Here is a 17,602-nt window from a genome sequence, read left to right on the forward strand (position 1 = left end):
ATAACTTTTGCGTATTTCACATACGGGAAAGTCATAAAATTCACGTACTTGGTTTGTTCTACGAAAGCCCATATAGTTGAGATGGTCGATTCTAGCGAGAAGGGAGCTCATTCGTGGATGCCACTGTCACCAATGAGGATGAACCCGCCGATAGGCCATCTACGCGACCGCTCAATGTCCCGATGTCCTTCCGTGGCTTTGACCAAGAAGCAGCAGAGGAAACGGCTAGTACACTTGGCTATATGCTCCACGAATTCGGGAAAATCATCGATCTCTCTGCGCTTGACGGAATGACGGTCGCTTTTGATTACGACGATGCCCTGACTGATCTCGACCGGGGTTATGAGACAGTTCGCGTGCTCACGAAAACCACGGAGTTCGGAACGGGAGTTGCGATGACTCCCGCCGTCCTGCGCGACGGCGTCTTAAAGAGCCATATCGTCATCAATGCTGCTGTGGCACTGATGTTGAAAGACGAAGACAAGGAAAATGCAAACCTAGCGATTCATACGATCGTTCATGAATGCGCGCATGTTGAAATAACGGCGGCATACGAAAAGTGTTTCCCTGACGAGCTCCTCAAGAAGCGATATGGCACGATCCTGGACTGCTGGCGATGGGATGTCATCAAAGCATGTTGGGATGAATATGCCGCCTGCCGCATTGCTTCAAATATTGGTCACGATCCGCTTCCTAGCTACGAAGAAACCTTCGTTCTGGCGCACAGCCAGACCGACGGAAAAGTACGCGAGCTTGTCAGAGGCTTTAGCGGTGGCAATGCGGATATTTTTGTCGGTCCAGTTTTCGGAGCCTACGGAAATATGATGAAGTTCGCCTGCTATATGCTTGGGGCAATGAGTGCGGCCGAAAAAACTGTCGCAGAGTGTGGTGCCGCCCAAGCTGCGCTGAAGAATCATTGGTTCGCACCTTACTTCGAGCGTCTAAACGAATCCTGCAATAACCTCTTCGAGAATTTTGGAAGATGGACTGACAAGTCCGGGTTTGAGGCAATCGGCGATATCGTCGAGGATATGATTGTCGAGCAGGTCATGAATATTTGGCGTCGCCCGGATGGGACGTACACTATCTGTATCTATCCGCACGTCCTCTTGGACGCCAAACTTCCCTAACACTAGCATACTAGCGCTGAATTATAGCGCACAAACAATGACATGGGGATGTCCCGATCGCTGTTGAACTACGTCGGGCCGACGTTGGCAGAATGAATGTTACGCAGCCCTCGTGACGTGGGCAACTGGTTTGATCGTCATGCGATTGTGGTGAGCTTGAAGGGCCGCTCGTAGTACCGATAGTTGTTTGTGCGCCTTCAATCGTCGGAAGCCCTTGTTGGCCTCGATCATGCCGGCGGCGACCCATCGCAAGGCCATACCGGCATCCCGCCAACGTTTGACGTTGCGGGTGACGCGGCGAATGGTGCCCATCATGTTCTCGGCGATGTTGGTACAGGCGAGTGATCGACGAAGCTCCTTCGGCAGCTTCAAGCGGACAATGGTCAGGATTTCGTCGAGACCTTCGAGGATGCTGGCCGCTACGCCAGGCCATTGCTGGTCGAGTCGACGCGCGAGATTGCGGATCAATTTTTCAGCCTTGTCGGCGTCATCGAGCTCCCAGGCCTGGCGCAGCACCCGACGGGTGGCCGCATGATGCTCTTTCGGCAGGCGTTCCATGATGTTGCGCGCCTTGTGGATCTGGCAGCACTGGATCGCAGCGGCCGAACCGAAGGTACGGCGGATCGCCTTCGACAATGCCTTTGCGCCGTCGACGATAAACAGTCTTGGCATCGTCGGGTCGAGCCCGCGCGCGACCAGGTTGTCCAGCAGGGCCTGAACCGTTGCGGCGTTCTCGCTCGCCCCTTCCACCAGCGCCAGCGGATGCTTGTTGCCTTCGCCGTCAACCCCGATCGCGGCGACCAGCACGAGATCGCCGCCGAGATGCAGCCCGTCGATTTGCACCACCAGAAGGTCGAGCGCGGATAGATCGGCAGCCATGAAGTCGGCCAGCCGCGCCGCCGACAGCGCTACGAACCTCCGCGAGGCCGCCGACTTCGAAACCCCCGATCCGGGCGGTGCCGGCACGTCACCCTCGGGCAGCCGGACAGCGCGACCGAACCGGCGCGTCGACACATTGATCAGCATCAGGTTCATCGCCCAGCGACCGAGCCAGTCCTCCTGCGCCGCCGTTTCCCAGCTCGGGATCGTGATCTCGCGGCCGTCCACGCCCCGGGCCCGCGGGCGCTCGACCTCGATCTTGCCGCCGTGGAAGCCGATCCGTCCCCGCGTTCGGCCCCAACGGTGCGCCCGCCGCGCCGCATCGCGACCGTGGCGCGGCCCGCAGGCCGCCGTGACATCCGCCTCCATCATCGTGCCGAGCACTTCGATCCCTGCCGTAAGGCAGAACCGATCGAAGCTCGCCCGCACTTCCGCAAACGCTTCGTCCACAGCTCCGGTCGTCGGCAAACCAGCCGGTGTGATATCTCTCGTCATGGCGTTGCTCTCCTTGTGGAATCAGCACCCCGAGCCTACCGGCTCAAGGTGGGCAACGCCGACCTCTTCAGAAATTCAACAGAACCCGGGACATCCCCAATGACATACGAGTGCCCAGTTTCATCCTCTGTGGCGCGCCAAATTTCTACCATTCCGGAACAAAACTGGGCACTCGGACGGCCATTCCCGACCTCGGGCCGGTCGTATACGTTCCTATGCAAGTCGAGTCCTTTGGCGACCAAGAACTGGCCTCGATCGCGGCCATGCCGCCCCCTGCCCAGCAGCGTCAGCCGAGCTTCATCCGCGCAAGCGCAGCGCATTTCCAATGACGCTGACCGAGGAAAGCGCCATGGCGGCAGCGGCGACGATGGGTGAGAGCAGCAAGCCGAACGCGGGGTAGAGGACGCCTGCTGCGAGGGGGATGCCGGCGGCATTGTAGATGAAGGCGAAGAACAGGTTCTGACGGATATTCGCCATCGTTGCCTGCGACAGGAGCCGCGCCTTGACGATCCCAAAAGATCGCCCTGGAGCAGGGTGACACCGGCGCTCTCGATTGCGACATCGGTTCCCGAACCCATCGCGATGCCAACATCGGCTGCTGCAAGCGCCGGGGCGTCATTGACGCCGTCACCTGCCATCGCCACCACGCGGCCTCCAGCGCCTGCCTGTCGACCAGTCGCTTCTAGGTGATCCTGGCCTGGTAGGCCCTCGATCGTGTCCGCCGCGACGGTCTTGTCGTCAAACGCGTCGGCCTCGAACTTCTGGACCCAGATGCGGATGTGTGCCGGTGTTCTTGCGCCCGCGTCGAAGTTGACGACGGCGCGCGCAAAACCGCCCGTCACCGAATAGCCCGACGAGATACCCGACAAGATGTTGGCGGCTCTCCGGCATTCTTGATCATTTCGGCCGCATCGCGAGCGAGATCGAGCTTCACTGGTCGTCCCATGCGGCCCCCTGAAGCGCGTCGAGCGGGAATTTCAGATAGCGTCTCCCGTTCGCCTCGGGCTCGGGTAGCCGGCCGCCATTCATGTTCACCTGCAGCGCGTGGAGGATCAGCCTGGGCATCGACAAGGTCTTGTCGCGGGTCTCCCGCAGCTTGATAAACTCGACCTCACTCTTGCACCGCGACATGTGGATATTCTTCGCCTTCTGCTCGGCGACCGTCGATTCCCACAGCGGCTCGCGACCGCCCGGCTGGTAGTCGTGGCCGGTGAAGATGCGGGTTTCGTCTGGCAGCGAGAGGATCTCGATGATCGACTCGTAGAGCTGAGCCGCACTGCCGCCCGGGAAGTCGGCCCGTGCCGTTCCGGAGTCCGGCATGAAGAGCGTGTCATGGACGAAGGCGGCATCGCCGATCTCGTAGGTGATGGAGGCGAGTGTATGCCCCGGCGAGAACAGCACCTTCGCCGGTATGCCGCCCACCTTGAACGTCTCGCCCTCGGCGAAGAGCTTGTCCCACTGCGAACCGTCGGCCCGGAAATGGGGCCAGTTGTAGATGCTCTTCCAGAGCTTCTGCACCTCGACGACCTTCTCGCCGATCGCCGTCGGCGCGCCCGTCTTCTGTTTGAGATAAAGTGCGGCCGAGAGATGGTCGGCATGCGGATGGGTGTCGAGGATCCATTCGACCTTGAGTCCCTGCTGCTCGACATAGGCAAGGACAGCGTCGGCGTTACCGGTCGCGGTCGCGCCCGACTTCTCGTCGAAATCGAGGACAGGATCGACGATCGCGCACTTCTTCGTTTCCGGATCGGAGACGACATACTGGATCGAAAAGGTGCGGTTGTCGAAGAAACCCTTCACGAATGGCTTGACGGTGCTCATGCAAATCGCTCCTCAGTCAAGAAATGTGTGTTCGTCAAGCTTTAGTGGCCGTGGCCGTCCAACCATTTGACGGCGCCGGAGAGATCAAGGCCGACAGACTGGCCGAGCGGCGCTACCGCGTCCTTCTGCAGACGTCCGTCCAAAACCTCGCCGATGGCGTAGAGCGTCGCCGCGCGCGTGCCAGTCTTGCAGTGGGCCAACACCGGACCGCCTGCCTCGGAAAGGGCCTTCTGGAACGCGCGGACCTTCTCTCGCCGATCTGCCCAGGCACGACCGGGATGTGGCTGTAGCCGAGTCTCGCGCTCTCAGCGACCATCCGGTTCTCGGAAGCGCTCGGCTGTCTATGCTCCTCGCCGTCAGGACGGTTGTTGATGATCGCGACGAAGCCTTACTGTGCTTTATGGCAACTTGCATCTGCCGATCGTCTTTGCGGTTGATGAATGCGGGCGCGATCAAGCAGGCCAGCTTTAGCGCCGTTTGTTTATAAAATGGCTTTTCAATCGAGCGATGTCGTCAGTCGACCAATCCTTGATATCGGCGACCTCGACCCAGGCGTCGATATAGTGCTCGGCCGCATAGACGTGGCCGTATCGGCCGCGTCGGAGCGCGATCGATGCCGTCAAGGAAACGCACCGGCTGCTATGCCGGGGCTACACCGACGTAGTCGATGCCGACTTGTCGAAGTATTTCGACACGATCCCGCACGCGGACCTCCTCCGATCGGTGGCCCGCCGCGTCCTCGACCGGAATGTGCTGCGGCTGATCAAGCTGTGGCTGCAAGTGCCGGTCGAGGAACGGGATGGCGACGGGAAACGGCACATGAGCGGCGGCAAGAGCAGCACTCGCGGCACCCCCCAGGGTGGGGTCGCCAGTCCGTTGCTCTCCGTCATCTACATGAACCGATTCTTGAAGCATTGGCGGTTGACGGGGCGCGGCGAGGTGTTCCACGCACATGTCATCTCCTATGCCGACGACTTCGTCAGGTTCGCGATCTGCCGTGCGGCGACACGCGTATCTTCCTGGAGATTGAGGTCCGGCGGGTGCGATGCCGGAGTTGCGGCAAGGTGAAGCGCGAGCGGCTCGATTTCCTGGCGGACAACCCGCTCGATACGAAGCGCTTTGCGCATTACGTAGGCCAGCGCTGTCGGCAGGCGACGATCAAGGACATCGCCGAGGAGCTGAAGCTCGACTGGGATACGGTCAAGACGTTGGAGAAGCAGTACATGCAAGCCCAGCTTGCCCGCGCGGGCAGACCGGGGCCCAAGGCGATCGGCATCGACGAGATATCGATCCGCAAGGGCCATAGCTACCGTATCGTGGTGAGCGATTTGATCCGCCGGCGGCCGGTCTGGTTCGGCGGGGAGGATCGCTCGGAGGCGAGCATGGCGCAGTTCTACGACTGGCTCGGCCCGAAGAAGAGCCGCGGCATTCGCCTAGCGGTGATGGATATGTGGAAGCCGTTTCGCAACACGACGCGCGAACGGGCGCCGCAGGCGGCAGTTCGTCGACCGCGAGCCACCGAATGGTCCGGTGCCGCTCGATCAGGGCATGCTGCCCCCACCCACGATCATCGAATCGGCCAGTGATCTCGTCCAACTCGTTCGCGAGCACCACATCACCGAGGTCATCGATCTCTCGTCCATCGACACCCCAGACTGCACGCAGGCCTGTGACGGGCTGGGCGCACATTTCCTGTGTACGAGTGTCGAGGAGTGGCCCTGGCGCGGATCGATTCCGACGGACGAGGCGATCGCGCGGCTCGTTCCGCCACGGCGCCCCGCACTGAGCAGGAGAAGCCATCTCGTGGGGAGCGGCGCCAACCCAGGGATCGTGAACGCACTAGCGTTCGCCGCCATAGATGAGTTCGCCCGGCGGGTGGGGGTGGCACCCACGACCGACGCGCTGCAACTCCACGCCGTCCTCATCATCGAGGATGACACGACCGTCGCCCGCGATGCGCCCTACGGCGATGACGTGTTTGCCATGACGTGGAGTCCGGTACACTGTCTGGAGGAGCTGTTTGAGCCCCGAGCATTCGCGGCCCGCGACGGAATCGTGGTCGGGCTGGGACACCCGCCGATCGAGCGGCGCTACCGGGCGCGATGCGGCGATCGCTTCATCGAGGGGATGGCCGTTCCGCACGAGGAGACGGTGCGCTCAGCCGCCTGCTCTCGAGAGTGGAGATCGCGTTCATCTACCAGATCCCCCTTGCGGCCCGGCGCGCGCTCGACGCACACCCGGAGCGGCGCTCGACCGATGAGTGGCGGCTGCATCGCCTCTTCCCGCCCTTCAGCTCCACGCTCGCGGGGCATGACCGCGTGGGCGTGCTCTTGTGCAGCCACCGTTTTGGCGAGCTCTGGTTGGGGTTTGATACCGATGTGAGCGCGGGGCTCGCGCTGGGAACCAACGCAACGCAGCTTCAGGTCGCCACCGGCGTGCTTGCGGGGTGGACGCAGCTCGGCATTCGCGAAGGGATCCACTTCGTGGAGAAGTTGGACTGGCAGGGGTTCCTGAGGGTGGTCCGCGAGGTGCTCGGCCCCACCGTAATAGTGCATGACCCGACGGCTGTTCCGCTTATGTTGGCCGATCGCGTGAAGGCGGGAATCAAGAACCTATGACGCAGAGGCAGCGATGATTGGAGAATAAAGGCGGTTTTTGTGGCTCGTGATCTCGAAGTAGGGAGGGGGCTCGGGATCCAACCGACTACGCAGAGTGCAGTGCGGTGGCGTGATCTTCCTGGCGAAAATCAGAGAAAACGTTGATTTCTCGTTCTTTAGTTGACGGGACTTTCGCCACGTGAAGGATTAGCATCTATCGACCCGCCCGATAGTGAGTGGCCCATAAACCAGCTCGGTACGCCAAGCACGAGTTCCTGCTTGATCACCACGAAGCCAAGGAGCTGATAAAATATCACGTTGGTTTCCAAATCCGTTTCCAGCCACGCCGCCGTGGCGAGCGCGTCCATGCGCTGGCAACACTCCATCATCAAACGCCGTCCGATGCCGCGTCGCCGATATGCCGGCAACACAGCCAACGGGCCGATGTGCCAATGCGGCTCAAGTGGGTCGTGACACTCCCAGGCAGAAAGCCAGCGATGGATGCGCAGCAGAACGGTCGGCGGAACACTGGTTAAGAGGGCAAGACCAAAGCGTAATCTTACACTCAGCGTCGGACGACACCGACTGGGCTGGATCATGCCCAGCACGCCGATTAGTTCCCCCTGCACATAGGCGCCCAGCATATTCCCATTTGAGTGGACGTAGGTGACCAGAAGACCAAGGAACCGTGACAGGCGCTGTCGTCGTCGATCAGGTACGTCGCGGAACACCCTGACATGCAGCGGATTTTCACACATGCCGTGGGCCAGAATGATCGATGCCGCGTGCAGTTCCTCCGACGCGAGTTTTTTGACCTCGACGGGAGCGCGCTCATCAGACTGGTATTGCGGTTCTTGCGGCATCAGAAACGTTCACCAGAGGGATGGGCGTCATCGTCGATATCATATGCGATGCCGAGATATTTCAATAATCAAACTTTGTCGTCGAGTTTATCGCCGATTGATTCTGAGGCCGGTCGATGGGCTGCTCATGCCCGCTGAGCAAATGCCCACACGAACCGGCGCCGCCACTATCTATCGCTTCTGATGAGCGGCATCGGCAACCATGATGGATTGCTGGTTGGCGACGACGAACTGGCGCAAGTATGCCGCGACCTTCCGGAATCCGCGTGTCGCGAGCAACCTCGCAACTACGGCTTGCATGTGGTGTCGCTAAGTCTGACGAGGGTCGGCGAAGGTCTTGCCGACACCAAACTCGTGCTCGCCTGGCTGCTCGACGCCATCGGTGCGCCGACCTGGGCGATCGGTCTATTGGTTCCCGTTCGTGAATCGCTCGCAATGTTGCCGCAACTGCTGATTTCGGCGCGGATTCGACGGCTCAGTATTCGGAAGACGGTCTACGTCGCAGGCTGTATCGCGCAAGGTGCTGCAATCACGGGATTCGGGCTGGTTGGCCTGACGCTTTCCGGTAACATAGCCGGCATCATCGCGATCGGTCTGATTACTGCGTTCGCCCTCGGGCGCAGCTTGTGCTCGATCAGCCACAAGGATGTGCTCGCAAAGACTGTGGACAAGGGCCGCCGCGGCTCGGTCAGTGGGATCGCGGGAAGCATCGCAGCCGTAGCGACGCTGCTGCTGGCTGTGGGGTACTCGTCTGGTTACATTCCGCTCACTCGGCGGGTCGTCGCAACCGCCGTAATGCTGGGCGGCATGGCGTGGCTACTTGCTGCTTTTGTGTTCGGATCGATCCGTGAATATCCCGGCGCGACCGAAGGCGGTATTGACGGTCTGGCCGCAGTCGCCGCGCAACTGAAGCTTTTGCATAGCGACGCGCGGCTACAGCGACTTATCTTGACACGTGGCTTGCTGCTGTCGACGGCACTCGCCCCACCCTTCTTCATTGCGCTTAGCGGCAACCGCGAACCCAGCGGGCTGGGTACGTTGGGGCTATTCATGATGGCGGCGGCGGCGGCAAGTCTCTCAAGCTCGTATGTCTGGGGCCGTCTCGCGGATCGATCAAGTCGGCGGGTGTTGATGTACGCGGCAGCGTTGGCATCGCTTGCCAACGCCGTTGCCGCTTTCATGGCGCTGGCGATGCCGGGCCGACTGGACTCCGCGCCGTTCCTGCCCGCAATGTTGTTTGTGCTCATGATCGCGCACCAAGGGGTTCGACTCGGACGCACGGTACACGTCGTCGACATGGCTGATCTCGACAGCCGTGCGACCTATACCGCGCTCAGTAATTCGGTGGTCGGCCTTGTTCTCCTTGCTGGTGGTATATTCGGCGTCATTGCTCAATGGTTCGGCGTTGGCACGGTGCTGGCCCTGTTCGCGTTGATGGCGGCGATGGCCATATCTGCTGCGGCGGGATTGGACGAGGTCCAGACCGCGGGCGCCGGCCAGTGAACAGGTAAAGCGCCGGTCACCGTGCCTGACTGTGACGAACGGCAGGAACTCCGCAGACCCAACTTGTCGAGAGTGATAAGCCCAAGCGACTGAAAGTGATGACTCCGGAGCCGATGGCGCGGACGGAGCGTGAATTCGGACACCTGCAGGAAGCGATCACCTCGATCCAGGACTCGCTCGGCAAAGATCACCTGCAGCTAACTGTGGCGAAGGGATACATCACAAGGGTGCAATGACCTTGACTTTCATGAAACCCGTCACTGCAGATCCGATCTTTTCGACCACACCGGCTCATGTCCGCTCGTCAGACTTTTATTGCCGGATGTCCGAGCCGACGCAGCATTTCGTGCCGTCTTCCTATCCTCACTTGCTTTCGAATCATCGATCTGTATCGCAAGATTGAAGGACAACTCTCGTCGCAGCCGGCACGGTAGTCCGAACAGCCGATTATTCCATCTCTAAGCAAGACAGTTACGGCCGCGTGAGGCTTCGACGCCTTTCTCGTTCTCGATTAATCCAGAGCCTCGGCCCCGAGCGATCCACAGCGCGCGAGATCGGACCGCCCGCATGGCGGCAGCTCCCGTGCGATAGTGCGAAGGGCGGTGCGCAGTCCTTCTTCCAAGGTAGGATGATAGAACGGCATCCGAAGCAGGTCATGCACCGTGACGCCCTGACCAATCGCAAGGGCAAGAAGATGCGCCATGTGCTCGGCTGCCGGTATCGCCATCTCCGCACCGAGCAAGCGTCCAGCATCGCGTGCCGCGTAGAGTCGCAGCAGTCCACGGTTGTCTTGCATGATACGGGCGCGGCCTTGGCGGGCGAAGCTTACCTCGCCTATCAGCGTGGTTTCGGGATCGAGATCTTTTGCTTTCTGCCCAACGGAAGCGACTTCGGGATTGCAGAACACTACGCTCAGCGGCGTGCGCCTGGGAAGGTGGATCGGGTCCTCGCTGGTCGCGTTGAGGCCCGCGATGTGGCCCTCGTCGGCGGCCTCGTGCAACAACGGTTTGTCTCCGTTAGCGTCGCCGGCCAGCAGGACCGGTGTGGCGCCGATCCGCATCGTCGTCGGGTCGACCTCGGGCATGCCCCTCTCGTCGAGCGGCACTCCCAGCGTTTCAAGCCCCAGACCATCCACGTTCGGTTGCCGGCCTACCGCCGCGATGACCTTGTCGACGGTGACGCTCCCGCCATCCCATCGTATCTTGACCCCGCGACTCGCTTCCGCGAGTTCAACCCACGGGCGAGCGCCCCTTCGGCGCTCGCCCGCCCGATACGCACAGCGCGTCCGCATCGAGATGGATGGCAAATTCCTTCACGAGATTATCTCGCGCGACGGCGGCCACCTTCTCGTCCGAGATCCCCGCGATCGTCCTGGAACCGTCAAAACCGTGGATCTCGAGCCCGAGCCGCGCCAATGCCTGCGCCATCTCCATCCCGAGCGGACCAAGGCCGATCACTCCGATCCGATGCGGCAGATCCTCCTGGTCGAACAGCGTATCCGACGTCAGGATGCGATCGCCGAGGGCACGCCAAGGTTTTGGTACGATCGGACTCGACCCGGGCGCCATCACGATCTGACGTGCTTGGATGACGCGCTCGCCAACGATTAATCGGGTGGCGCCTTCGAGCCGCGCGTGTCCTGCGACGTTGCGCGCGCCGAGGCCCTCAGTCGCCTTTAGCACCCCCCAAAACGAAGTAATCTCGTAACGAACGTACGCGGCGAAGCACCGCCGGGACATCGGCCCGCAGCCTGCTCTCGCCGCGTATGCCGAACTCGTCAAGCTTCGTTCGGGCGTGGAACGCATTGGCCGCCGCAATCAGCGCCTTGGACGGCATGCACCCGACGCGGGCACAGGTCGTGCCGTAAGGGCCGGCGTTGATCAGGACGAAATTATCGGTCCGATCTCGAACCTCGCGCAACGCCGCGAGCCCGGCCGTGCCAGCGCCGACAGCCACGTCCACCTGTTTGACGTCGCCCATGTCCAAAACCCTTCTAGTTGTGTTTGCGGCCGTCATCAGTTGTTCCTTCGAGCCACGTAGCGTGCACGAAACGCTCAAGTTCGGGTGTATCGCGCCCGCCCACGTCCCCAGCGCGCTCGTGCAGCAAGCGCTTGATGTGGCGCCATCGTGAGCCTCCGAACTTTCGGTGCGAGGCGATCAGTCGGGTTTAAGCTGTGCGCAAGCACATTAATCTAGCGGCAGACCGATCAGCGATCGGCACCAGAGCGGTCTTGCGCGTTTTGGGACCTGTTGCAGTCCTGGCAGTGCGGCAGTGCCCAATAGCAGTTTCGTCGCCACGACGTCCTTGGCGCGTTCGGCGGGACGGCCGCCGCCAAGTTGATCGGGTTTTAAATGCTCCTCGCATTGTTCGGACTCGTGATGGTCGGTGTCGACGCAGTCATGCTGTGCACGCTGGCTGGCGACAATAACCCGGATGTCCACTCCTCCTGGGAGTCCGCACTGTCCCTCCGGTCCGGAGGAACGAGGGCTTTAGCGAAGCGAGCGCTGTCTTTAGCCAGGAATCGCTTCGAAGCCCAACCACGAGTCCCTCGGTATCTCACTTGGCACCAACTCCCTGTGGCCAGCGCTTTGCACGTATACGCTCGGATTTGGCGAGCGCCATAGGGGAGAAAACCGACCCGTTGAAAGTGGCGCCCTGGCCCCGAACGCATCCAGAGGACATGACCGGGAGCAACCTGGGCCACCTTGACATAGCGCGCGGCAGCCGCAGCAGGTGCGCTGTTCCCGCTGAGTACGAAGAGGATGGCGGCGCCCAAAGCGGCGCGCATACGGTGGTCCGAAAGGGGCGAACGGATCATGGCGGTAAGGTTTCCTCTCGCATTGCGTGACGTTCGCACAACCAACCAGCGGTCGCCGTAGATCCGGATGGCCCCACCGCTACAGCATAACGAACATAGGCGGGTATCGTTCGAAACATGATATATATTCGCAAGCCGGGCGCGCGGCTTCGCAGTTAGGAGCATTTCGAGATCGAGAACCTTGGAATCTGGGCGAAGACTCGGAAAGCTTGGTGGCACCGCATCGGGACACGCCGATGAGGGAGGTCGAGATGGCCGCGGGTTCGTGATCTTGTGGTGAGCGTCTATGGGGCCGGGTGCAATATCCGCATCTGGCTTTGGTCCAAACGGTTCTTTCAGCACGGGAAATCTTTAATGCTGATGGCACGGGACACGTCTCGCCATTCCAGCGCATCCTGTGCGGCTCATTCGCAAGCCGGCCCGTTCTGGCCAGGTTAGATAGAGCACTGATCCATGCATGAGCCGCAATCGCCGACCTTGAAATACCTGAGCCGGCGTACCATTCGCGCCGTCCTCAAGGTTAGGGCGGCGCGAGGACATCAGAGATGGCGAGATCTACAACGCGTCAACAAGCCTGCGCCTGAATAATGCAAGCTGTTCGGAGAACCTGGACCGCCGGGCCATCGGGCGCCATTCGCTCTCCGGAGCGACGTGTTGATTAACGCTACGCTTCAAGTGAGGTCCAAACGGATCGCGCAATCCGAGAATAAAGACACGCGAGACTACGATCGTTAGTCGCCAGCACCGCACTGACCGGAACCGCGGCCGTCCCAGGGGGAGAATTCTGAGCGGCCCCTCTCCGGAAGCGAGTCGACCCGCCTGCTGCCGACTGGTATCATCGAATGCGCTTGCCAGAAAAAGCCGGCCGGAGCGAGACACATGGAAGAGATGCTGCCGAGCGCTCTCGATCTTGCCCGGTTCCAGTTTGCCTTCACGATCGTCTGGCACTTCCTGTTTCCGGCCTTCACCATCGGCCTGGCGAGCTATCTCGCCGTACTCGAAGCGCTGTGGCTTTGGACGGGCCAACCGGTCTACTTCGACACCTTTCAGTACTGGCTGAAGGCGCTTGCCGTCGCTTTCGCCATGGGCGTCGTTTCAGGCATCGTCCTGTCGTACCAGATCGGCACCAATTGGTCGGTTTTCGCCGACCGGACGGGGGCCGTGCTCGGGCCGCTCTTTGCCTACGAAGTGCTGGCCGCCTTCTTCCTGGAGTCCGGCTTCCTGGGCATCATGCTGTTCGGCCTGAAGCGGGTCGGACGCGGGCTGCATTTCCTCGCGACCTGCCTTGTGGCGGTCGGGACGGCCATGTCGGCATTCTGGATTCTGTCTGCCAATTCCTGGATGCAGACCCCGGCCGGCTATTCGATTGCGCCGGACGGCCGCTTCATGCCGGAAAGCTGGTTCGCGATCGTCTTCAATCCGTCGTTCCCCTTTCGCTTCGCCCACACTGTGACCGCGGCGTATCTCACCACCGCGTTGATCGTCGGCGCCGTCGGAGCCTGGCACCTGCTCCGCGACTCCCACAATGCAAACGCGCGGCTGATGTTTTCCATGGCGATGTGGATAGCGGCGCTTCTGGCGCCGCTCCAGCTCGTTATCGGCGACCTGCACGGCGTGAACACCTACCAGCACCAACCGGCGAAGGTGGCGGCAATGGAGGGGCATTTCGAGACAGAGCGCGGCGCCGCCGCCGTGTTGTTCGGCTGGCCGGACGCGGCGGTCGGCACGACCCGTTACGCGGTGCAGGTTCCGCACCTCGCCAGTCTCTATTTGACCCACGATTGGGACGGTGAGGTAGCGGGCCTCAACGCGTTTCCGCGCGACACCTGGGCGACGAACCTGCCGCTGGTGTTCTGGGCCTTCCGCGTCATGGTGGGGCTTGGCGTGCTAATGATTGTTCTTGGCTTGGCTTCGGCTTGGGTGAGGTGGAAGGGCAGGCTCTACCAGGCGCGCTGGCTGCACCGCTTCGCGGTGGCCATGGGCCCGGCCGGCCTGATCGCCGTGACGGCGGGGTGGATCGTCACCGAGGCGGGGCGGCAGCCCTTCGCGGTCTACGGACTTCTGCGCACGGCCGACAGTGTTGCACCAATCGAGGCGCCGGCCATCGCAACCTCGCTGGCGGCTTTCGCGCTGGTTTATTTTGCCATGTTCGGTGCCGGCATCTGGCTGCTGTTCCAGCTTTTCGCCAAAACTCCACAAGCACATGAGGAGGGGCCGCCGGTAGACAAACCAATCCGATCTGCCGGCTTCACGGCCCGCCCGGCGCTGGCAGGCGGCGCCCGGCACCCGCCCGCGGAGTAGCCAATGGAAACCTCTCTGCCGTTAATCTGGGCCTTCCTCATCGCCGCTGCGGTGTTCCTCTATGTCGTCCTCGACGGTTTCGACCTGGGGATTGGCATCCTGTTCCCGGTCGAGCGCGGCAAGGCCGAGCGCGACCTGATGATGAATACCGTGGCGCCAGTGTGGGACGGCAATCAGACTTGGCTGGTGTTCGGCGGCGTCGGACTGTTTGCGGCATTCCCACTCGCCTATGCGACGGTGCTGCCCGCCCTCTACATGCCACTGATCCTCATGCTGCTGGCGCTGATCTTTCGCGGCGTCGCGTTCGAAATGCGCTTCCGCGTCGACACGGACAGTTCACAGCGAGCTTGGAATCTCGCCTTTTCGGGAGGCAGCTATGTCGCGACCTTCTGCCAGGGCATCACGCTCGGTGCGCTGGTCCAGGGAATCCGCGTTGAAAACCGCGCCTATGCCGGAGGCTGGTGGGACTGGCTCACGCCGTTCAGCATCTTCACCGGCTTAGCGCTTATCGTCGGCTACGGGCTGCTCGGCGCCTGTTGGCTGATCTGGCGCACGGAAGGCGAGTTGCAAGCGCGCTTCCGGCCGATAGCGCGCCTGCTCGGCTTAGCACTGATGGGCCTTATCGGCTCCATCTCGCTGAGCATGCTTTTCCTCAGCGAGGAGTTCAGGGAGCACTGGCTGACCTTCCCCAACATCATCCTGGCGGCGCCTGTGCCGGTGCTGGTCATCGTCCTGGCCTGGGTGCTGCATCGATCGCTGGAGCGTCGGCGGGACTTCCTGCCGTTCCTGAGCGCAATCGGTCTATTCCTGTTATCCTATATCGGCCTGGCGATCAGCATGTGGCCGATGATCGTGCCGCCCGGCATCAGTATCTGGGAGGCGGCCGCGCCACCTTCCACGCAACTGTTCCTGCTGGTTGGCGCCGCCGTGCTGATCCCGGTCATCCTGGCCTATACGGGCCATGCTTATTGGGTGTTCCGTGGCAAGGTGACGTCGGAAAGCGGCTATTATTGAAGACGATACTCAACCGTCTGCTCTGGTTTGTGGGCATCTGGCTGGCTACCGTGACCGCGGTCGGTGCGCTCGCCTATGTCATTCGCTTCCTTATCCCGAGCTGAACAACGCTCACCGTTCTGCAACGGCCAACACTTCGAGCAGCTCATTTCAATTTGCGCCATCCTCCTACCGCCCCTTTGTCATCCTTAAGGAGTTGGTTGGCGCAAACACTGGCACCAGGCAGCTTGCTGACTTACATGGATGTTCCGATCCGCTGCGCGAAGCGCTCGTAATCTAAAATGATGCTATCAATACGCCGCAGGCCACACGCCTTGTCGATGGGCAAATCGACGATTAGCGTGATGGACTTGCAACGGAACTGGGAGGACGCCGTGTATACCCACATCCTCATTTCGACCGACGGCTCCGCACTCGCACAGCGGGGTGTGGATCATGGCCTGTCGCTCGCCAAGGCGCTTGGCAGCAAGGTCACGATCATCACCGTAACCGAGCCGCTTCCAGTCCTGACAACGGGCGATGGTGCGTGGGCACGGGATTTAAAGGGCTACGAGGCCGACCAGACGAAATTTGCAGAGGGCGTACTGTCGGGGGTCAAGGCGTCGGCCGCAAAAATGCAACTTGAGGTCAACACTGCACATGTTTCCAATAGCCATCCAGCCAGCGCAATCGTGGAAACCGCGCAAAGGCTGGGGTGCAATCTAATTGTCATGGCGTCTCATGGCCGACGCGGCATCAAGAAGGTTCTGCTTGGCAGTCAGACATCCGATGTTCTTGTGACGGCGACTGTCCCTGTGCTTGTCATTCATTAGCCTCACCCCGCCAGGATGCCGCGGCTCTTGTAAGCCGAGCGGACGTCGCGTGTTTTCAGATAAGGTCGTGCAGAATGAGCTACGTCGATGACCGGAGAGGCCAATGTACAAACACATTTTCAGAGATGGTGCCTTCGACAAGCCGGTCACGATTCTTCGAGAAAACCGAGCGATCTCCCACACCAGCTATCGACGCCGATTCTGACGAACCAGCGGAATGGGAGATCGAACTCGATCCGCTCCATCAACTGACGCTCCGAGCGCACTGAATGGAACGCCTGCAGCAACTGTTCCCCGTCAGCACCCTGAGAGTCTATCCGGAAAAATTATGCGAGATTGTATAGCTTTCTCAGCATGCGGCGGATCGACGCGAGACGCAGGGTATGCATGCGACGAAGAATGACGAAGACCGCCTGATTGACGCATGCGCGCGGGTCCTGCTCTTTGCGAACCGCGGTCAGGCCTTCTTCAACAACCTAGAGAGAGGAAGGCCCAGACATGGGGCCTTTTGTCGTTTGCGGTATTCCCATTCGCCAGGAACGTTACGCGGCGTTTCACCGGCACTATCCAGAACAACGTCGCAATTTTCATGAGGTGCGCGCGCGGCTCAAAGGAACATTTGCTGCTCCGGTGACTTTCTCCCCTTAACGAGGAGAGGCAAATGTCTACCGAAAAAAGAGAAGCCAACAGGTTGGTCGGCAGCGATCAGGTCCAAGGGACCGCAGTCTACGGAGTCAACAACGAGAAGATCGGCTCAATTGCGCGCGTCATGATTGACAAGGCAAGCGGGAACGTTCCCTATGCCGAGCTGAGCTTCGGCGGATTTCTCGGTCTCGGCAACGACTATTATCCGGTGCCTTGGAAGTTGCTGAAATACGACAGCGAGCTTGGCGGCTACCGCACCGATATAAGCGGGAGCCGGCTGAAAGGCGGTCCGAAGCATGGCACCGAGACCATCTTTGACTGGAACGCCCGTTACGCGGAGCTCGACGATTACTACAACGAGTTCGTGATACGTCCAGGCTGAGTATCCTTACGACCTTGGTCGAGCTTCGCATATGTCGAAAAGGCTTTCTCAGGAGAACGAATGAAGCGAGAAAACGGACGCATAACGTACTGGTGGCGGGGCTTGGACTGGGCGCGGCTGGCTTCGTGATCGTTTATCTGGTGTATTTTGCAGCCTGAGCTAACTCGGCGGGTCGCGCGGTCAGTGCGGCCCGAGCAATTCTATGAACGAAGAGGAGCTAGACGCTGCGCCGATATTTGTACTGACGGACCGCGCAGTGTGACCGCGCTCGCCGGGCCCTGCGGGTGTGCGCCTCACAGCCTTGCAGGGCCGTGCGCCGCGACCCGGCGGCAGTAAGTTCC

16 protein-coding genes and 4 pseudogenes are annotated in these 17,602 nt (G+C 60.9%); 11 read left to right on the forward strand and 9 right to left on the reverse strand.

Annotated elements, in window-relative coordinates:
* Positions 1-113 precede the first annotated feature (113 nt).
* Positions 114-1,130: a hypothetical protein gene (locus NHAM_RS20820; protein WP_011505015.1), complete on the forward strand. Its 1,017-nt coding sequence runs from the start codon at positions 114-116 to the stop codon at positions 1,128-1,130.
* Positions 1,131-1,229: 99 nt separating this feature from the next.
* Here the strand turns inward: NHAM_RS20820 and NHAM_RS20825 are convergent, their stop codons facing one another.
* From NHAM_RS20825 to NHAM_RS29445, 5 genes and pseudogenes are all read right to left on the reverse strand, one after another.
* Complete coding sequence (locus tag NHAM_RS20825) at positions 1,230-2,504, reverse strand: IS256-like element ISNha10 family transposase (protein WP_011505014.1); 1,275 nt, start codon at positions 2,502-2,504, stop codon at positions 1,230-1,232.
* A 297-nt stretch (positions 2,505-2,801) separates the two neighbouring features.
* A pseudogene (locus NHAM_RS25490) lies at positions 2,802-3,157 on the reverse strand (haloacid dehalogenase); the annotation flags it as partial.
* A 277-nt stretch (positions 3,158-3,434) separates the two neighbouring features.
* Entirely contained in the window at positions 3,435-4,325 is an 891-nt protein-coding gene (locus tag NHAM_RS20835; protein WP_011505013.1) for an MBL fold metallo-hydrolase, read from the reverse strand.
* A gap of 41 nt (positions 4,326-4,366) precedes the next feature.
* Complete coding sequence (locus tag NHAM_RS28570; RefSeq protein WP_245270105.1) at positions 4,367-4,525, reverse strand: hypothetical protein; 159 nt, start codon at positions 4,523-4,525, stop codon at positions 4,367-4,369.
* 3 nt (positions 4,526-4,528) lie between these two features.
* Positions 4,529-4,701: pseudogene (locus NHAM_RS29445) on the reverse strand (beta-lactamase hydrolase domain-containing protein); the annotation flags it as partial.
* A 260-nt stretch (positions 4,702-4,961) separates the two neighbouring features.
* Between NHAM_RS29445 and NHAM_RS20845 the strand changes: the two are divergent.
* Together NHAM_RS20845 and NHAM_RS27745 are read left to right on the forward strand one after the other, a co-directional pair.
* The gene (locus NHAM_RS20845; RefSeq protein ID WP_245270113.1) at positions 4,962-5,393 is read left to right on the forward strand and encodes a reverse transcriptase domain-containing protein; all 432 of its coding nucleotides are present in this window, start codon (positions 4,962-4,964) and stop codon (positions 5,391-5,393) included.
* Positions 5,390-5,911: a transposase gene (locus NHAM_RS27745; RefSeq protein WP_049769454.1), complete on the forward strand. Its 522-nt coding sequence runs from the start codon at positions 5,390-5,392 to the stop codon at positions 5,909-5,911. Before NHAM_RS20845 ends, NHAM_RS27745 begins: the two co-directional genes overlap by 4 nt.
* Positions 5,912-6,164: 253 nt before the next feature.
* On the opposite strand, the gene NHAM_RS24225 is transcribed toward NHAM_RS27745, so the two are convergent.
* Positions 6,165-6,398 (reverse strand): hypothetical protein, encoded by a 234-nt coding sequence (locus NHAM_RS24225; protein WP_011505012.1) that lies wholly within the window; start codon positions 6,396-6,398, stop codon positions 6,165-6,167.
* 104 nt (positions 6,399-6,502) lie between these two features.
* On the opposite strand from NHAM_RS24225, the gene NHAM_RS24230 reads away from it, so the two are divergent.
* Complete coding sequence (locus tag NHAM_RS24230) at positions 6,503-6,943, forward strand: hypothetical protein (RefSeq protein WP_049769456.1); 441 nt, start codon at positions 6,503-6,505, stop codon at positions 6,941-6,943.
* A 155-nt stretch (positions 6,944-7,098) separates the two neighbouring features.
* Here NHAM_RS24230 and NHAM_RS20860 read toward each other — a convergent pair whose 3' ends face one another.
* Positions 7,099-7,785: a GNAT family N-acetyltransferase gene (locus NHAM_RS20860; RefSeq protein ID WP_011505010.1), complete on the reverse strand. Its 687-nt coding sequence runs from the start codon at positions 7,783-7,785 to the stop codon at positions 7,099-7,101.
* A gap of 354 nt (positions 7,786-8,139) precedes the next feature.
* On the opposite strand from NHAM_RS20860, the gene NHAM_RS20865 reads away from it, so the two are divergent.
* Together NHAM_RS20865 and NHAM_RS25495 are read left to right on the forward strand one after the other, a co-directional pair.
* On the forward strand, positions 8,140-9,288 hold the full coding sequence (locus tag NHAM_RS20865; RefSeq protein ID WP_245270106.1) for an MFS transporter permease: 1,149 nt from the start codon (positions 8,140-8,142) through the stop codon (positions 9,286-9,288).
* Positions 9,289-9,386: 98 nt separating this feature from the next.
* Positions 9,387-9,524: a hypothetical protein gene (locus NHAM_RS25495; RefSeq protein ID WP_245270107.1), complete on the forward strand. Its 138-nt coding sequence runs from the start codon at positions 9,387-9,389 to the stop codon at positions 9,522-9,524.
* A gap of 275 nt (positions 9,525-9,799) precedes the next feature.
* Here NHAM_RS25495 and NHAM_RS29450 read toward each other — a convergent pair.
* A pseudogene (locus NHAM_RS29450) lies at positions 9,800-11,268 on the reverse strand (dihydrolipoyl dehydrogenase).
* A 1,718-nt stretch (positions 11,269-12,986) separates the two neighbouring features.
* Between NHAM_RS29450 and NHAM_RS20880 the strand changes: the two are divergent.
* The 4 genes from NHAM_RS20880 to NHAM_RS20890 all read left to right on the forward strand — a co-directional run bounded on the left by NHAM_RS20880 (position 12,987) and on the right by NHAM_RS20890 (position 16,234).
* The gene (locus NHAM_RS20880) at positions 12,987-14,408 is read left to right on the forward strand and encodes a cytochrome ubiquinol oxidase subunit I (protein ID WP_011505007.1); all 1,422 of its coding nucleotides are present in this window, start codon (positions 12,987-12,989) and stop codon (positions 14,406-14,408) included.
* A 3-nt stretch (positions 14,409-14,411) separates the two neighbouring features.
* The gene (gene cydB, locus NHAM_RS20885) at positions 14,412-15,422 is read left to right on the forward strand and encodes a cytochrome d ubiquinol oxidase subunit II (protein WP_011505006.1); all 1,011 of its coding nucleotides are present in this window, start codon (positions 14,412-14,414) and stop codon (positions 15,420-15,422) included.
* Positions 15,419-15,526, forward strand: a complete 108-nt coding sequence (locus tag NHAM_RS26220) for a DUF2474 family protein (protein ID WP_086008375.1) — start codon at positions 15,419-15,421, stop codon at positions 15,524-15,526. The genes cydB and NHAM_RS26220 overlap by 4 nt, the downstream gene beginning before the upstream one ends.
* Before the next feature lie 270 nt (positions 15,527-15,796).
* A complete protein-coding gene (locus tag NHAM_RS20890) occupies positions 15,797-16,234 on the forward strand; it encodes a universal stress protein (RefSeq protein ID WP_011505005.1) in 438 nt (145 codons plus the stop codon).
* A gap of 121 nt (positions 16,235-16,355) precedes the next feature.
* Here the strand turns inward: NHAM_RS20890 and NHAM_RS25500 are convergent.
* Positions 16,356-16,521 (reverse strand): annotated as a pseudogene (locus tag NHAM_RS25500) (transposase); the annotation flags it as partial.
* A 374-nt stretch (positions 16,522-16,895) separates the two neighbouring features.
* Between NHAM_RS25500 and NHAM_RS20895 the strand changes: the two are divergent.
* Complete coding sequence (locus NHAM_RS20895) at positions 16,896-17,261, forward strand: PRC-barrel domain-containing protein (RefSeq protein ID WP_011505004.1); 366 nt, start codon at positions 16,896-16,898, stop codon at positions 17,259-17,261.
* The last annotated feature ends 341 nt before the right edge of the window (positions 17,262-17,602 follow it).

This window comes from Nitrobacter hamburgensis X14 (assembly GCF_000013885.1).
GTDB classification, from domain to species: domain Bacteria; phylum Pseudomonadota; class Alphaproteobacteria; order Rhizobiales; family Xanthobacteraceae; genus Nitrobacter; species Nitrobacter hamburgensis.

Coding starts and splice junctions, on each gene's coding strand:
- NHAM_RS20825 (WP_011505014.1), bottom strand. CDS start 2,504: ATGACGAGAGATATCACACCGGCTGGTTTGCCGACGACCGGAGCTGTG.
- NHAM_RS20835 (WP_011505013.1), bottom strand. CDS start 4,325: ATGAGCACCGTCAAGCCATTCGTGAAGGGTTTCTTCGACAACCGCACC.
- NHAM_RS20860 (WP_011505010.1), bottom strand. CDS start 7,785: ATGCCGCAAGAACCGCAATACCAGTCTGATGAGCGCGCTCCCGTCGAG.
- NHAM_RS25495 (WP_245270107.1), top strand. CDS start 9,387: ATGACTCCGGAGCCGATGGCGCGGACGGAGCGTGAATTCGGACACCTG.
- NHAM_RS20880 (WP_011505007.1), top strand. CDS start 12,987: ATGGAAGAGATGCTGCCGAGCGCTCTCGATCTTGCCCGGTTCCAGTTT.
- cydB (WP_011505006.1), top strand. CDS start 14,412: ATGGAAACCTCTCTGCCGTTAATCTGGGCCTTCCTCATCGCCGCTGCG.
- NHAM_RS20895 (WP_011505004.1), top strand. CDS start 16,896: ATGTCTACCGAAAAAAGAGAAGCCAACAGGTTGGTCGGCAGCGATCAG.